Origin of the sequence: Agrobacterium vitis (genome assembly GCF_037039395.1) — a bacterium.
Classification (GTDB): domain Bacteria; phylum Pseudomonadota; class Alphaproteobacteria; order Rhizobiales; family Rhizobiaceae; genus Allorhizobium; species Allorhizobium vitis_E.
Genome location: NZ_CP146245.1, coordinates 145,714 through 161,876, shown reverse-complemented (window position 1 = coordinate 161,876; position 16,163 = coordinate 145,714). Strand labels below are relative to the sequence as shown.

General features: G+C 57.9%; 12 protein-coding genes. 4 read left to right on the top strand and 8 right to left on the bottom strand.

The genetic code is table 11. The features are described from left to right. Positions 1-86: 86 nt before the first annotated feature. A complete protein-coding gene (locus V6582_RS27395) occupies positions 87-1,055 on the bottom strand; it encodes a tripartite tricarboxylate transporter substrate binding protein BugD (protein WP_070150007.1) in 969 nt (322 codons plus the stop codon). A gap of 148 nt (positions 1,056-1,203) precedes the next feature. On the opposite strand from V6582_RS27395, the gene V6582_RS27390 reads away from it, so the two are divergent. Beyond that, entirely contained in the window at positions 1,204-1,947 is a 744-nt protein-coding gene (locus tag V6582_RS27390) for a GntR family transcriptional regulator (protein WP_070150006.1), read from the top strand. Here the strand turns inward: V6582_RS27390 and pyk are convergent. Genes pyk through V6582_RS27370 form a run of 4 tightly spaced genes read right to left on the bottom strand, consistent with a single transcriptional unit; the run spans position 1,933 to position 7,072 of the window. Beyond that, the gene (pyk, locus tag V6582_RS27385; RefSeq protein WP_070150025.1) at positions 1,933-3,381 is read right to left on the bottom strand and encodes a pyruvate kinase; all 1,449 of its coding nucleotides are present in this window, start codon (positions 3,379-3,381) and stop codon (positions 1,933-1,935) included. The genes V6582_RS27390 and pyk overlap by 15 nt on opposite strands. A gap of 8 nt (positions 3,382-3,389) precedes the next feature. After that, positions 3,390-4,658 (bottom strand): glycerate kinase type-2 family protein, encoded by a 1,269-nt coding sequence (locus V6582_RS27380; protein WP_070150005.1) that lies wholly within the window; start codon positions 4,656-4,658, stop codon positions 3,390-3,392. Beyond that, positions 4,655-5,749, bottom strand: a complete 1,095-nt coding sequence (locus tag V6582_RS27375) for a tartrate dehydrogenase (RefSeq protein ID WP_032489007.1) — start codon at positions 5,747-5,749, stop codon at positions 4,655-4,657. The genes V6582_RS27380 and V6582_RS27375 overlap by 4 nt, the downstream gene beginning before the upstream one ends. Positions 5,750-5,770: 21 nt before the next feature. Further along, positions 5,771-7,072, bottom strand: a complete 1,302-nt coding sequence (locus tag V6582_RS27370; RefSeq protein ID WP_070150004.1) for an MFS transporter — start codon at positions 7,070-7,072, stop codon at positions 5,771-5,773. 123 nt (positions 7,073-7,195) lie between these two features. Between V6582_RS27370 and V6582_RS27365 the strand changes: the two genes are divergently transcribed. The 3 genes from V6582_RS27365 to V6582_RS27355 all read left to right on the top strand — a co-directional run bounded on the left by V6582_RS27365 (position 7,196) and on the right by V6582_RS27355 (position 12,216). Beyond that, positions 7,196-8,110, top strand: a complete 915-nt coding sequence (locus V6582_RS27365; RefSeq protein WP_070150003.1) for a LysR family transcriptional regulator — start codon at positions 7,196-7,198, stop codon at positions 8,108-8,110. Between the two features lie 262 nt (positions 8,111-8,372). Next, on the top strand, positions 8,373-9,560 hold the full coding sequence (locus tag V6582_RS27360) for an SIR2 family protein (protein WP_141748722.1): 1,188 nt from the start codon (positions 8,373-8,375) through the stop codon (positions 9,558-9,560). 16 nt (positions 9,561-9,576) lie between these two features. Next, entirely contained in the window at positions 9,577-12,216 is a 2,640-nt protein-coding gene (locus tag V6582_RS27355) for a hypothetical protein (RefSeq protein WP_349509012.1), read from the top strand. Positions 12,217-12,298: 82 nt separating this feature from the next. Here the strand turns inward: V6582_RS27355 and V6582_RS27350 are convergent, their stop codons facing one another. The 3 genes from V6582_RS27350 to V6582_RS27340 form a co-directional block, all read right to left on the bottom strand. Next, a complete protein-coding gene (locus tag V6582_RS27350; RefSeq protein ID WP_070150000.1) occupies positions 12,299-13,015 on the bottom strand; it encodes a hypothetical protein in 717 nt (238 codons plus the stop codon). 1 nt (position 13,016) lies between these two features. Beyond that, complete coding sequence (locus tag V6582_RS27345; RefSeq protein ID WP_349509014.1) at positions 13,017-15,830, bottom strand: HsdM family class I SAM-dependent methyltransferase; 2,814 nt, start codon at positions 15,828-15,830, stop codon at positions 13,017-13,019. Positions 15,831-15,933: 103 nt separating this feature from the next. Continuing rightward, on the bottom strand, positions 15,934-16,119 hold the full coding sequence (locus V6582_RS27340; RefSeq protein ID WP_156543674.1) for a hypothetical protein: 186 nt from the start codon (positions 16,117-16,119) through the stop codon (positions 15,934-15,936). Positions 16,120-16,163 lie beyond the last annotated feature (44 nt).

The following is a 16,163-nucleotide window of genomic DNA, read 5'->3' as shown; positions in this document are numbered from 1 at the left end:
TCAAGGTTCAAGCGCCGGACGCATGGCCCGTGGCCACGACGAATGATGGATCGGCGGCTTAGTCTCAGCCGCCGACCAAACCGAGGTTACTTGCCGCTTTCGCTGATCAGCTTCGTCAGTCGCTCGACTTCAGACGCGAACTTCTGGTCAAGCGCCGCCGGTGTCGCCAGATCTTCCGATACCGGTGCGGTTCCAAGGCTCGCAAAACGCTCGATCACGACCGGATCCTTGAGTGCGGCGCGCAACGCTTCCGCAAGCTTGCTGCGGATGGCTTCAGGCGTTTGCTTGGGTGCCCAGAGCGCATGCCAAGCACTGAGCTCGAACCCTTGCAGGCCGCTCTCTTCGACGGTCGGAAGATCTGGCAGCACGCCAATCCGCGCCTTCGTTGTCACCGCATAAGGATGAACCTCACCGGCCTTGATCTGGGTCGTGGTGTTGGTCGTCTGGTCGCAGGCGAGATCGATGCGGCCTCCAATGAGATCGGTCATTGCGGGGCCCATGCCCTTGTAAGGCACCAGAGTGATCTTGGTGCCGAGCGCGTCTTGCAGCAACCTGCCGCAGAGATCGGAAACGGCACCCGTGCCGGCGGTCCCGAAGGTGACGGCAGGCCCGTTTGCCTTCACATAGGAAACGAGATCGGTGAACGTCTTCGGCTCGAAGTCCTTCCTGCCGACGACCGTCATCGGGACCTCGGTAATCAGCCCGACGCTCGAAAAGTCTTCGATCGGCTTATAGGTCAGGTTCGGGTAGAGCGCAGCGAAGGTGGCTACCCCGATATGGTAGAGCAGCAACCGGTAGCCATCGGGGTCCGCCTGAGCCACTGTTGCGGCACCAAGCGAGCCGCCGGCTCCGCCCATGTTTTCGATCAGCACCTGCTGGCCAAGGGTCGTGGACATCGACTGCGCCACTAGGCGCGCCACGGTGTCACTCGGTCCACCTGCCGCTGCAGGCACCACGATTGTGATGGGTCGATCAGGATAGTTCTCCTGCGCCAGCACCATTTGGCTGGACATGGCAAACAGGACACCTGTGAGGGACAATTGTACCTTTTTCATCGCGCTTTCCTCCCTGAGATCGCGAAGGATGCCTCCACATCCTTTTCCATGCTACCTTGCATGCAAGCTTACATTTATTGATGCGCGCCCGTTTGTCAAGCTCCAGGAGAGCGGCTATAACGAGCCTTGAAACAACGACAGGCAGTTCATGATCAAGACGATCGACATTCCCGGAGCCGCGCCTCGCGATCCGGCCACAGAACAGAATTCAGCAAACGCCGACATTAACGGTTCGGGTCGGGTTTCTGCCGCCTATCTCGCCATCAAGGAGGCGATACGCTCCAACGCGTTTCCCCCTGGGTACCAAGCCGCGGAAATTGAAATTGCGCGTCAGCTCGGCATGAGCCGAACCCCGGTGCACGAAGCCATGGCGCGACTGCAGGAAGACGGACTGGTCCGGATACTTCCCAAGAAGGGCATAATCATCTGTGCCCTGTCTCCTGCGGACATTGAGGAAATCTACGAAGTCATCACCGCGCTCGAGGGTGCAGCGGCAGCACGGCTCGCCCGGCTGCCGATGGAGGAACGAGCGCCCGTCATCCAGCTTCTGAAGGCCGCCACAAAGCGGATGATTGAGGCATTGGCGGACAACGACCTTCCACGATGGGCTGTGGCAGACGAGGATTTTCATCAGGCCCTCGTAATAGAGAGCGGAAACAGCCGCCTCATGCGGATGGCGGGGACCGTCGCCGATCAATTGCATCGCGCCCGCATGTTCACCCTCAACCTACGCCCTTTACCGCTGCACTCGGCCGGTGAGCATGCGGCAATCATAGAGGCAATCGAGCAGGGTGATGGGGATGCCGCAAGCTGCTCCGCGCGGCTGCACCGCAAACACGCGCATGACGCATTGATCCCCCTTATTGCTCGATACAACCTACGCAATCTCTAGGTTGTCGGTTGCGGCGATCTGCACAACACGAAGATTGTTGGTGCTGCCCCGTTGCGCGAATGGGAATCCCGCCACGATGACAATGTGATCGGAGGGACTTGCCAGCTTTGCTTCCTGCACCGCCTGTTGCGCATGAATCAGCGACGCCTCATAGGTGTGGACATCTTGTGATCGTACGCCGACCACCCCCCAGAACATGTTGAGCCGGCGCGCGACTTGTTCGGACGGAGTGAGAGCCAGAATTGGCAATGCGGGTCTGGCACGCGAAATCCTGGCCGCGGTTGTTCCGCTCGATGTGTAGGCAACCACAACCGGCGAGCCCAGGGCCACGGCAACATTGGCAGCCGCGGTGGCAACCGCGTGCGGCGGTGACTGAGCGACATCGGGCTCCGTTGCCTCAAGGATTGGCCGGTAGTGCTTGTGCTTCTCCGTCTTCTCGATGATCCGGTTCATCATTTCGACCGCCTCCACCGGAAAGGCGCCTGTTGCGGACTCAGCCGAAAGCATGACCGCATCCGCCCCATCATAGATGGCACCGGCAACGTCCGAGGCCTCAGCACGCGTCGGCGTTGGCGAACTGACCATCGAGTCGAGCATCTGTGTGGCGACAATCACGGGCTTGGCCGCTAGCCGGCATGCACGTATGATTTCCTTCTGCTTGCCCGGAACGTCCTCCGGCGGGATCTCAACGCCGAGATCACCTCGCGCAACCATAATGCCGTCCGAAAGCCTGACAATATCCTCGATGTCATAGAGGGCGGACGGCTTCTCGATCTTGGCAATGAGGCCAGCCCTGTCTCCAACGAGGGACCGGGCTTCGATCATGTCGCGTGCCCGCTGAACGAAAGAGAGTGCGACCCAGTCGACGCCAAGCTCAAGCCCGAATTCCAGGTCCTCACGATCTTTCGCCGTGAGCGGGGAAATGTCGAGGATCGCGCCGGGCACGTTGACCCCCTTGCGGTTAGACAGGGTTCCTCCATTGATGACCTCGCAAACAAGCCGCCCGTCCATCACTTCCATGATCCGGACCTTTACTCTGCCGTCGTCGATAAGGAGGTCCATCCCGGGCACCGCCACCTCGAAAATCTCCCGATGAGGTAGCGGAATGTCGTTCATTCCTTCGCCACCCTCACGGCCAAGGACAAATCCGATCGTGGATCCACGTGCGAGATCGAGCCTGCCATGTGCCAGAACTCCGATCCGGATCTTCGGACCCTGAAGATCCTGCAGCACGGCGATAGCAGCATCATGCTCCTGCTCGAGAGCTCGGATGTTCCTATAGACTTCCGCGTGATCGGCCCGGGCACCATGGCTGAAATTCAGGCGGAACGTATCGACACCGGCGAGAAACAGTGAGCGAAGCATGTCGGGCGAACTTGACGCCGGTCCGACCGTCGCGACGATCTTTGATCGCCGGTTGTTGCGTATGAACATGTCCAAACCTAACCTATGAGAATTGCGCGGATGTCGTTGACGTTCGTAAGCGTTGGGCCTGTGACCACCAGGTCGCCGATGGCCTTGAAGGCCGTGTAACTATCATGGGCAGACAAGGTCGCCCGTGGATCGATACCAGCATCGCGCATTCGGATAAGACTGTCCGGCGCGACCAGCGCACCGGCAGCATCCTCGACACCGTCGATACCATCAGTATCACCGGCGATGGCCCAGATGCCGGAAGCTCCCTTAAGGGCAACCGCAAGGCTTAGAAGGAATTCCGTATTTCTTCCACCTCGCCCGTCGATCATGCCACCAAGGGAAACAGTGCCCTCACCACCGGACAGGATGATGGCAGGTGCTGCTACAGGCAGGCCCTTGTCGCGCGCGGACAGCGCGATGCCCGCCATGACACGCCCCATTTCGCGAGCCTCACCTTCCAGGGCATCTCCGAGGATAAGTGGACACAAGCCGGCATCTAGCGCAGCCGCGGCGGCCGCATCGAGCGCTATCGAGGGGGCAGCAACCAGCCGAATCTCGCCTGCGACCTCCTCTGCCTTAGGCGTCTCGTTGCCTTGCACCAGCACTGCGCGCGCAGACTCGGGCAGGTCAATGCCGTAGCGGGCGACGATGGCTGCTGCGTCTGCCAAGGTGGTCGGATCCGCGACCGTTGGACCCGAGGCGATCTCCGATGGATCATCACCCGGCACGTCGGAGATGACCAGTGTCACCAGTTTTGCTGGCAGTGCTGCGCGGGCCAGACGGCCTCCCTTGATAGCGGAAAGATGCTTACGGACGGTGTTCATCTCGGAGATGGTAGCACCGCTGGCAAGCAGCGCCTGATTGACCGCCCTTTTGTCGGCCAAAGTCATCTTGCCCGCAGGCGATACAAGCAATGACGAACCGCCGCCGGAGATGAGAGCCACCACGAGATCGTCCGGACCAAGGCCCTGAACCGCAACGAAAATCTTCTCTGCAGCCTTGATGCTCATCTCATCCGGGACGGGGTGGGAGGCCTCCAGGATTTCGATGCGTCCCGCCGGAACGGCGTGGCCGTAGCGAGTGACCACGATGCCCGAGAGATCGACATCGGGCCAGGCGGCGTCGACCGCAGCCGCCATCGCAGCCGACGCCTTGCCCGCTCCCACCACAACGCAGCGACCTCTGGGACGCTCTGGGAGGTTGTTGACAACAGCTATTTTCGGATCCGCGCTGGCAACGGCTGCGTCGAAAATTCGACGCAGCACCTGGCGAGCGGACACATCGTTCCAGGTCATTCTGCAGCGGCCATCTTCAAGATATTCGATCCTGCGATTGCGTTGCATACGGCTTCGGTGACTTGCCTGGTGTTGGCGGTGCCACCCACGTCAGGGGTCAGGATACCCGCTTCGGTCACGCGCTCGACGGCGCTCATCAGCCGTGCGGCGGCGTCGCGTTCACCGAGATGCTCGAGCATCTGCGCGGCAGTCCAGAAAGTGGCGATCGGGTTGGCGATACCCTTGCCGGTAATGTCGAAGGCAGATCCGTGGATCGGCTCAAACATTGATGGGAAACGGCGCTCCGGGTCGATGTTGGCCGTCGGCGCAACCCCGAGGCTGCCAGCGAGAGCACCAGCCAGATCCGACAGGATGTCGGCATGCAGATTGGTCGCCACGATCGTATCCAGCGTCTCCGGCTTCAGCGTCATGCGCACCGTCATTGCATCAACCAGCATCTTGTCCCAGGTGACATCCGGGAACTCCGTCGCCACTTCGGCCGCGATCTCGTCCCACATCACCATGCCATGGCGCTGGGCGTTCGACTTGGTGACGACAGTCAGCAGTTTGCGCGGGCGCGCCTGGGCCAGCTTGAAGGCGTAGCGCATAATGCGGGTCACGCCGACGCGGGTGAAGATCGCCACTTCCGTGCCGACCTCTTCCGGAAGGCCCCTATGGGCGCGGCCGCCATGGCCGGAATACTCGCCTTCGGAATTCTCCCGCACGATGACCCAGTCGAGATCGCCTGGACCGCAATTGCGCAAGGGCGGCGTGATGCCGGGCAGGATCTTCGTCGGGCGCACATTGGCGTACTGGTCGAACCCCTGGCAGATCGGCAGGCGCAGGCCCCAGAGCGTGATATGGTCGGGAACGTCAGGGGCGCCGACCGCACCGAAAAAGATCGCATCGAACTTCTTCAGCTTGTCCAGCCCGTCGGCCGGCATCATCACGCCGTGCTTCTTGTAATAGTCCGAACCCCAGTCGAAGGTTTCGGTATGGATCTTGAAGTCACCGCTGCGCTGTTCCAGCGCCTCCAGAACCTGAAGACCCGCAGCTATAACCTCGGGACCAATCCCATCCGCAGGGATCGCTGCAATCTTGTATTCACGCATGTCTTTTCTCCACTTTGAGATTTAACGATGTTGGACCGGGGCGACTTTGCCCCCGTTTTCCGGTGCGGTATGCGACAACACGAGCGTCACGATCGCGGATACGACCAGCAGGCCGGCGACGAAGTAGAGCCCGCCCGCAAAGCTGCCCGTAGTGTCTTTGATCCAGCCGATCATCGAGGGACCAACGAAGCCGCCCAGGTTACCGATCGAGTTGATGGTAGCGATACCGGCTGCGGCCGCTGGTCCTGACAGGAAGAGCGTGGGCATGCTCCAAAGCGGCGGCTTCGAGCAGCTGATGCCGATGTTAACGAGCGTCAGCGCAATAAGGACGGTGAAGACGCTTGTCGCACCCGTGGCAAAGGCAAGCCCGACGGCGGCAAGCAGACACGCGCCAACCACATGCCAGGTCCGTTCACCGGTCTTGTCGGAATGACGCGCCCAGAGAACCATTGCAACAACTGCGAAAATGCCCGGTACCGCGTTGATAAAGCCGACCTGAAGGGACGATAGGCCGAACTCCTTGATGATCTGCGGCGCCCAGATGCCGAGGGTGTAAAGGCCGGCGGACGTACCGAAATAGACAAGGGCGAGCGCGATAACCCGAATGTCAGCGAGCCCTGCAAGAATGCTGTGGCTGGCCTTGCCCTTTGCGGCCTGCTCAGCGTTCATCGTCTTCACAAGCCAGTTGCGCTCATCTTCCGAGAGCCACTTGGCTTTTTCCGGACGGTCGGTGAGGTAAAAGAGGACGACGACGCCGAGGATGACCGCAGGAGCGGCTTCAATCAGGAACATCCACTGCCAGCCGGCAAGACCGAGGAAACCATGCATCTCCATGAGCGCTCCGGAGATCGGCGAACCGAGGACGGTCGAAAGCGGGGCTGCGGCCATGAAAATCGCTGTCACTGCCGCACGTCGGCGAGCCGGAAACCAAAAGCTCAGGTAAAGGATAATCCCCGGGAAAAAGCCCGCCTCGGCAACGCCGAGAAGGAAGCGTAACGCATAGAAACTTGTTGTTCCCTGTACGAACGCCATGAGGCCGGACACGATCCCCCAGGTGATCATGACGCGGGCAATCCAGATGCGCGCACCGACTTTGTTGAGAATGAGGTTGGACGGAACTTCGAACAGGAAGTAGCCGACGAAGAAGATGCCTGCTCCGATACCGAAGACAGTCGAGGAAAATCCAAGGTCCTCGTTCATGGTCAGTGCGGCGAAACCGATATTCACCCGGTCCAGGAACGCTACAAAATAAAGTAGCATGATAAATGGCACGATGCGCAGAGTGATTTTGCGCAGAACGCGCGTCTCCAGGTCGCTGTTCATAGCGAACTCCTCCCAATGATCCGTTGGGCGCACCTCCTGCGCCTTCGGGAAAGACGTTAATTCGTACTTTCCTCCCAAGCGACAATGCTGTAATTATATAATCAAATGATATAAAGGCATGTCATGGAACTGGAACAATTAAAATGCTTCGTCGCTGCGGCCGAAGAACTGCATTTCGGTAGGGCTGCACAGAAAATGGGAATGCTGCCGGCATCGCTGGGACGGCATGTAAGACTGTTGGAGGAGTCCCTCGGCACTCGCCTCATGTCACGGACAACCCGAAGTGTCGCCCTGACCGAAGATGGAGTCGCCTTGCTAGAGGAGGCGAGGCCCCTTCTCCATCGTCTCCAGACACTTGCGGAAGAGTTTCGATCAAGGAGAACTGAGCAGGCGACCGTGCTCCGCATAGGTGCGATAGACAGCGCTGCAGCAGGTCTTATACCGCCGCTGCTGCATGATTTTCGGGAGCGATTCCCCAGGATCATCACGCAACTTGTCGAAGACAAGTCGATACGTCTCATTCCAAAACTGATTGCCGGGCGTCTGGATATCGTCTTTATTCGACCTCGAGATGGACTGAACCGGAACCTGGTCGTTCGCACCCTCACGCAGGAAACACCCGTTATTGCACTGCCTGTCACGCATCCGCTCGCGAACCGCGAGCGGATCTCCGTCGATGAACTGCGCGACGAGCCCCTCATCGTGCCAGAGCGCCGCTCTCGCCCCCACAGCTATGACCTGACCATGAAACTTTTCGAGGACGCCGGACTACACCCGCGCATAGCCCAAATTGCTGACGAGAAACAAACGATTATCAACCTCGTTGCGGCAGGAATCGGATCTGCCATCGTCCCACGCTGGACCGCGAAACTCGCGGTATCCGGGGTGACTTTCGTTCCCCTCATGACGGTTGGCGGCATTTCACTCCGGAAACTGCCTCTTGCCGCAGCCTGGGCAAAAGCTGTTCGTGATCCCGGACGCGACCAGTTGCTGGAACTTCTCGACGCAAATGTCGACCGATATGCCGAGCAGGCGTAGGCTCGCCCGCCTCTTCATACCGTCTGTCTGCACCCGATAGAGAGGCGGGCGCCAACCTCTGGTTCCTCTTCGCTCTTGATGGGATCCGAGCCGCCGACCCGCTGTTCAGCACTGCCAAACTATTGAAAAATCTTGCTCCCGCTTGTCAACGAGCGGATCAAAGGGATTTGGGTTCAACGAGAGGAGTAAGATCCACTGCGTTGCGGACAGCGCTGCTCGCGTCTAAGGTGCAACCACATCCCCTCTCACACGAAAGCCGCAAGTGACCACCTCCATTGTTCTCGGCAAAGACCTTCCGCCCCTGCCCATGGATTTGCTCACGGCGAGAGATCATGGCGAAGTGTTGTTCATTGTCGGCGCCGGAGCCTCTTACCCGGCCCCCTCCTCACTTCCGGATTTCGGCGGTTTGGTCGCAGACATCTACGCGGAAGTAGATCCCGCGATGAGCGGACCACTCGCGGCCGTGCAGAAGAAGGGCGGCCCTAGGTGGGACACCGTGCAGGATCTTTTAACCCACCAGCAGCGCACGGAGCTAAAGTTTTTTGCCCAACACGAATATGATGTTGTTCTTGGCATGCTGGAGCGTCGCATTGATGGCGACCCGAGCAAAGCCAGTACCCTTCGGCGGGCAGCGCAGACGGTGCTAGACCGGACGGTCGAGCCTAACCCCCTGCACTCGGCCCTCGTGCGTCTTGGCCAACGCTTCGGGCAGACGCTGCTAGTGACGACCAACTTCGATCGTCTTCTTAGCATAGCCGCTAAACGCGAAAAATATTCAGATTCCGCCTTCGCCCTCGGTGAGATTCCAAACCCCAGCCGAAACACTGAATTTGCAGGAATTCTGCACATCCACGGAATGCTGCCGCTCAAAACGCAAAGGGGCTCGGCGCTGATACTCACGGACCAGGACTTTGGCGACGCATATCTCAGGCGCCATATCGTCACATCCTTTCTCTACGACGCAGCCCGCATCTTTCACCTAGTTCTAGTCGGCTACAGCGCCAATGACTCCCCCGTGCGCTACCTACTGAACGCTATTGCCGCCGACGAGAGGCACTTCAATGACCTCAAGCCTCGCTACGCGTTCGTCGGTTGCGCAGCGGGAGATGACCGCACGGCGATCGAATGGCAGTCGCGCGGTATTACGCCGATACCCTACGATCGAGCCAATAAACATAAAGCCTTGACTGAGGTTTTGTCACGGTGGTCGGAGATCATCCCGGACAAGCGCAACACGGCGCGCGTGCAAACGTATCTGAAAACCGTTGCCAAGCTGGATCCTGATGGGCCAGACGGGGTCGCAGCCCAATCCTTCCTTCGATACTACATCAGCCGGTGCAACCCAAGCGAACAAGCAGAACTTGCGCGGCTCCTTGCCTCCTGCAAGGCATCACCGAAATGGCTCACGACGATGAACCAGGTGGTTCGCGATGCGCCGAGGAGACGTTAAGGTGAGAACACCGCGATTGTCGGATAACGATGCAATCATCGCGCAGAACACGCGCGTGTTTGCGATGGAACGTCTCGAAGACGGCGAATTCCTCGAATGGGCGCTCGCGTTGCGGTACGATCAGCTGGCGGAACGCGCTGCCCTCAAGGACCTTCTCGAGTTCCGCGTCGCAGATGTTGCAGAACCATACAGGCAGGCTTGGGTTTACCTACTCGAATATTGGGACGATTCAACGACTGACGGTGCATATGATCGGCTGCTTCTTAAGCGAGAGCTGAAATCAGGCGCCTCTCCATCTCAAATGATCAAGCTCATTACCGAAGCTGTTCGGCCGCGGATAAAAGTCGAGAGCGGCCAAAAATACGAAGCGTTCGGCCGCAAGCGCGCAAAGCATCCCAAAACCGTCGGAGATATCTTCTGGGTTTCGATTGATGGCGCGGAGCGGCTTACCCCCGAAGAGATTGGTTTGGCGGACATCAACGACCGCGACTTTCTCTTCGAGCTGGCGACCGCGCTAAACGCTGTTCTGCTCGCTGGGCTTAACCAAGCGCGGCGGATCGGGATGATTGCTAGCGATGCGGACTCGACGGTCTGGCTCGTGCATCGCGTCTATTTCGTGCCCGCGGGTCAGTTTGCTGAAGGGGGAGGAGAACCGGACCGCTACAGTAAAGGGTTTGCACCGACCACAAAGCTGCTTTACGCGGTTTTCGAACGCTTGGGCGAGATTGATCGTCCAGCTGCACTGCGGGTAATGGCAGTCTGGGATGCCGATCGCTGGAAACTGTACAAGCGGCTTTGGGCAGCTGCTGCCCGAGATGAAGCCGTCGTCAGCGGCACCGAGGTGGGTCAATTCCTGGCTTCCTTGGACGATACCGAGTTCTGGTGGACGGATGCGTTTCCCGAGTTTGCGGAACTCCGTGCAGTCCGATGGTCTTCGCTTCCCGATGATGTGATTGCGCCAATCGAGCGGCGGCTCGTCAATGGCGAACCGATTGCAAGACTGAAAAAAAGAATGGGAAAAGACAACGCCAAAAGAGCGGTTGCGCGCAGGAGCGTCACCGAATTGCAGCGAATTAAGGCTGGGGGCGGTCATCTTTCGATACCGACGGAAGCATGGCTAGCGAAGACTCTTCTTCAGCACCCCCGAGAAGGTGACGTGGCCTCCGTCACGGAGGGCTTCAATCCTGGCGTTAGAACATTGATCGACGATCGAAGCGGCGATCCAACCTTTGGAGATGTTCCTTCTGCAAAACTTGTTGACGAACTTGCGCGTCATCTGAGTGACGAAGGATGGGAAAGCAAAAGTCGCGCGGCTTCAGACTTCATTGGACGGAATCCTGATCTGATTCTTGATCTTCTTGCCGAAGCGCCGAAGTCGCTGGCTCGTGAAAAGGTGTGGCAGGCCTTCGGCTATGGTTTCAGGCCCTCCGATCTGAATGTTACGATCGACACGGCAAGCCCTGAAGACAAAGAGCTGATCCCCGTGGCCCTCAAAGCCTGTATCGAGATTGCGCGTCTAGACGAGGCGACGATCGAAAACGCGCTACAGGGGCTCACGTCCTGGATGTCGAACTGGGACCGGCTATTGAGTGGCGAGGACGATCTCATCCGGGCGTGGTTGGCTCTTTGGCCCACCGCAGCTAAAAAGACGAACCAGAGCGCCGAAAAGAATGTTCCCCTGCGGGACCGCAGCTACTCTAGCGCTGTCGGCAATCTCGTTTCTGCTTTTATGCGAGCGTGCCCGAGCTTCAAGAAAGACACGAAACCGCTGGCTGACCCACCATGGCGCGACGCGTTGGCCGGCATCGAACAGACGAAAGGCGAAGCGAAGCTACAGGCACAATATCAGTTGCTCAGCAGCTTCAATTACTACTGGGCGGCCGACGAAGCTTGGTCACGAGTGAATCTCCTTGAACCTCTGATCTCGGCGGCTGGTGCGAGTATCGAACTCTGGCATGGTTTCGTCCATAGTCGCTTTCTGCCTCCGAAAAACGTCCTGGAAGAGTTGGGACCGCACATGATCGCCGCGGCGGCAGGAAACGAATTGCTGGACGAAGCTCGGGGCTCGCTCAGCCAGCGGGTGGTGTTTTCGACGATCATTGATACGCGCGACGGCCAGAAGCTGACAATTCCCTCTCACCTGACGCAGCAGATGCTGCGTATCGGGGGAGATCCGGTACGAACCCGTGCGCTTGATGCGATGAAAAACTATCTCAAGAACGACGAGGCGGAGCCAAAGGATGCCGGTGAAAGATTTGGGCTAGTCAAGAAGCTCTTTCAGGAAATTTGGCCGAAAGAACTGACGCTCTCATCTCCGATATTATCGGACGCGTTCGCCGATTTCCCGGCGGCAGCCGGCGAGAACTACGCTGAGGCCGCGGAACTCATTCTGCCGTACCTTACACCTTTTCAGTGCTGGTCGCTCTGGGACTACGGCATACTAGACCGCAGTGCCGATGAGCGAACGATAACGGGTATAGAATCTGCAAAGGATGCAGGGGCTTTGCTATCAATATTGGATAAAACGGTTAGTGCCGAGGATGCCGCCATCATCCCAAATGGGCTCGACAAAGCGTTAAAGCACATCGCTTCGAAGAGCCCGCGTCTTGAATCGGACATTCGGTTCCAAAGGTTGCTAACGCTATCCCGCCGGTAGATCTTGGAAAAGTTCGGCGTTCGCACAAGAGATCTGGTGGCGATGGGATGCAAACGACTGCAACGCGGCGCGAAATGTCGGATCACATTTCAATCCAGAGGTGGTCAATCCTAATCGGTTGAAGGCCTGATCGACGAACGTGGTTCGACTGCAATGCAGCCACACGTTCGGGGTCGTAACTCTGGATCAACGCGAGTTTATCTTCTGCGGACCATCCGAGCGTTGGCTCAGCGACCATTGCATCAATCCAAGCATCTATCTGCCGAACCCAGTGATGGACATCGCCATCTTGAATATAGCCGATCATTGCCGCCCGTGAGTGAGCCGCACCGTGGTGACCCGCCTTGAAGCGTTGAACTCCGCCAGTGGAAGTGTACTGGCTGATCAGGTACTCGCGCTCATCACGATCGATGCCTGGTGGAGTTGGCAGCCGCTTGCACTCAATTGGAAGCAGAGTCTGGTATTCGTTGTACTCACGCCCCGCTAACCAGATGATCTGGCCTCGCGGCGCGGCGACCAGATCAACCGCGCGTCTCGCATCAGTGTCGTCTGGCTCTTCACGGCGGAACTGGAGAATATCCCAGCCCGGAGAGTGACGGGTCAGGCTGTTCAGCCTTGCGCACAGCTGTGCCGTCAATCGAGTTTCACCATGAACGGATTCCCTCGCAGGATCATCTCGCCAGGCGGGTAATGCGGCAGCAATGAACTCAAGAAGGGACGAAAGCCACTCGCCGGTAACCTGAACATCGGCATTAAGAGCGCCGGCTTGACTTGAATACTCCCCGTTTTCAGCCAGCATATCAGAAACCTTGAGCCCTTAGATCGGCGAGCATATCGTCAGCGTCGCGCAACGCTACAGAACGTGTCCAAAACCGGTGACGGTCCGGCTTCAACAGGAAGACGAAGTTGCGATCATAGAGCCTCATCACCCTTGCAATCGTAAGCCCGGACTGCCGGCGCTCATGCAATAACTCATCCAGCTTCAGATGAAGCTCTTCCGCGCCCGACCAATCGACGGCACCATCGCCGAAAGCATAGGCTTTGCAGATAGCTCCAGCCCAGTGATAGCTATGCAACGACCGCAGCGGATTGCGCCGATAGACGGTATTTACTTGCCCTGCCAAAATCTTATCGAACGAAACAAGGGCCTGCTCCGGAGCCCTGCGCATCAAGGCTGCGTCTGTCCCGCGACGAATGAAATCGCGCTGAAACTCAACGATATCCTCGGCAATGATCCGCTCATTTTCGCTTAGATCCAGGTCGTGATCTGCGGGATAGGGGAGGGACAAAATATCCGCGCTCAAAATCGCCGTGGCTCGCTGGACGAACAAGCTTGCACTCACGCCTGCAACGTAAGCTTTTAACACGACACGCTCTTTCTGCAGCCACGACTCGACCGCCCTCAGCTGGGACAAGTCGTTTCGGCCAGAAGCTATGCCGACGATACGATGCTTATAGGCGAGGTAATGACCTTCCCAAAGCCCGTGATGAAGGTCTTCGTTTTCTTTGATCAAGAGATAAGGCGGCGTAAATCTTCGCGCGGTTTTGGTATCCTTGATTGGCCGATCGGGAACAGTAGCGATTGCCTCGGTGTCAATACCGTTCTCCGAGAGGGCCTCCGTCGGCAGGAGGGGTTTGCCCACCAAGTGATCGGCCGGCCTTGAGATCCCTTTCAGACCAGCGATATAACCTTCACCGAAATCCCATCCACGTTCAACTGCGTAGTCGCGCAGCGTAGGGAACGTCCGCAACCGTTCAATCAAGACTCTTACGCGACTTCCGCCTAGCAGGTTTGCGCGCCAGACGTCGCCAGATGCACCAATGTCCGCACTCCTAAGCCAATGAAGATCATAGTAATCAATATCGAAGCCCTGTTCAGCGGTCGCTCTGCCGTTACGGCGAAACACAGCATGTAGCAGCTTGCCGTCGGGGGTCGCCTCTTGCGCTTCAGCTAAAACCACAACGATTTTCGGATCCGCCTCGCCTTTTTTGAACAGTCCTCGAACCGAAACGAAATCCAGAATTTCTCGTACACGCCAATTCGCGAAAAAGCGTTCTCGGAATGGAGAAACGTTTTGATTGTAAAGAAATCCCGCTGGCTCAATCATCGCCAATATGCCGCCGGGCCGCAAAGAAACCATCGCCTCATGCAGGAAAAGGTAGGCAAGTTGGTTGTCAGCTAGAGCGCCGTAGCGTTCACTGTAACGCTTGTACGCGCGCTTCGCACCCTCAGTGGTTAGAGAAGACTCGAACGGAGGGTTGCCAACAATCACCGCGACGTTGTCTTTGAAGAGACCTTTCTCTTGGGCCTCGAAGAAACAGCTTCCATGCAATGACACACCGTTCAATTGCGGAAACAGCTTGATGCTTGCTCGGATCTCCTCGGGGTCAAGCGCGTCGCATAAGCTCAGGCATAGGCTGAACGCAGCGAGCTCGACCGCGCCATCCTCTAAATCGATACCGTGTATACGAAGCAACAATTGTCGGAGCGTACCGACGTCTGGCTTTTTCCAGCCGTGGCGCGATCGCCAATGAAGGACAAGCCTCTTATATGCTTCGACAAGAAAAACACCCGAGCCACATGCCGGATCGAGCAACACGCCGTCGCTCGCCATAAGCTCATCCAACCTATCCCAGCTGAGCGCCTCTTCGAGCATAAGCCGAACGAGTGCAGGCGGAGTGTATATAGAACTCGCGGCGTCTTTGACGAAGAGCTGATAGATATTGCTTATGAGCTCTACGGGCAGGTCCCGAAACGAATAGAGCCGCCAAAAATTGCCTTGCCCGTTCTCATCCTCGTATCCTTGCACAAGCTTCGCATAACGAGATAAGTCCACGCTGCTCTGCAGCGCAACGCGTTCGTCGTCCTGCAATCGGAAGACATGTCCGTTAAACCGCGCCTCCAGCATCTCCAAGAGCCTTATCAATGCCGGAGCGCTAGCTAGCACCTGAAAGAAATGCTCCGCGCCAGGAAGCACTTTCCCGAAATCATCGGGAAGCAAGACCGACCGTTCCTCCAAATATGCGATCAACAAGGTAAGGATAAGCAGCCGGCGGCGCAGTTGTGCATCGAGGAGATGGCTATCTGTAAGCTGACCAGCCAGCACACGCACCCCAGCGACCAGCTTGCGATGTGCTGACTTTGTCGCCGAGAGCATTAACTCGCAAGCTTCAGGATCGTCCCAGATGGCGCCGTTGCGAATCTGTTTCGCATCCCACCAGATATCCGCCGCGGTGATTTCGGCACCCAACTGGAGCGTTCGGATAGGATTGCAAACGGGGACATCGTCAGGCCCTAAGAAGTCCGGCGCATGCGCGCACCTGAACAGCTGGATCAGTCCAGGTCCAACCCGATACAGCAGCGGAACGCCCCCCCAGCTCCAAAGACGTTTATGGAGCTCGGCGAATTGCTTTTCGTCAGGATGATCTTTTGCGTCGAATATTAATGCTTGAGCGATAGGAGGACGGCCGTTTCGCTGGGCTTCGAAAAACACGGCCCGAGCACCGTAGCTGAGAGCACGCTCGATTACTGCGACGACCTCTGGCAGGTGGCTCGTCGCATCAAAATCTCTAACAGCGACCAACCCCTCAACGGGGGAGAGTGTCGTTTTCACCGATGGCAAAAAGCCACTCAGCCGACTTTGCAGCGGCTGTGTCAGCGACCGGCGTCATGACCGCACCGTAAGTACGTCGCTGCGCGGTGTTTGGCGGAGACGATCAAGCACCTTTACGCCTCATCTTAACCAGCTCGAACCCTTCTTTCAGGAGGTCCGTCATCGTGATTCCATGAGCAACGGCGAAGCCCTTGAACTCCCGCTTGAAATCATCGCTTACTTTGAAATTGAGAGACTTGCTATCCGCGTCAGTCACGTCGCGAACTTTATCTTTGTCTGCCTGAGCCAATCTTGACACCTCATGCAAATAGTTCGCGCAGCCATCGGATTTGA

Coding starts and splice junctions, on each gene's coding strand:
- V6582_RS27395 (WP_070150007.1), bottom strand. CDS start 1,055: ATGAAAAAGGTACAATTGTCCCTCACAGGTGTCCTGTTTGCCATGTCC.
- V6582_RS27390 (WP_070150006.1), top strand. CDS start 1,204: ATGATCAAGACGATCGACATTCCCGGAGCCGCGCCTCGCGATCCGGCC.
- pyk (WP_070150025.1), bottom strand. CDS start 3,381: ATGTTCATACGCAACAACCGGCGATCAAAGATCGTCGCGACGGTCGGA.
- V6582_RS27380 (WP_070150005.1), bottom strand. CDS start 4,658: ATGACCTGGAACGATGTGTCCGCTCGCCAGGTGCTGCGTCGAATTTTC.
- V6582_RS27375 (WP_032489007.1), bottom strand. CDS start 5,749: ATGCGTGAATACAAGATTGCAGCGATCCCTGCGGATGGGATTGGTCCC.
- V6582_RS27370 (WP_070150004.1), bottom strand. CDS start 7,072: ATGAACAGCGACCTGGAGACGCGCGTTCTGCGCAAAATCACTCTGCGC.
- V6582_RS27365 (WP_070150003.1), top strand. CDS start 7,196: ATGGAACTGGAACAATTAAAATGCTTCGTCGCTGCGGCCGAAGAACTG.
- V6582_RS27350 (WP_070150000.1), bottom strand. CDS start 13,015: ATGCTGGCTGAAAACGGGGAGTATTCAAGTCAAGCCGGCGCTCTTAAT.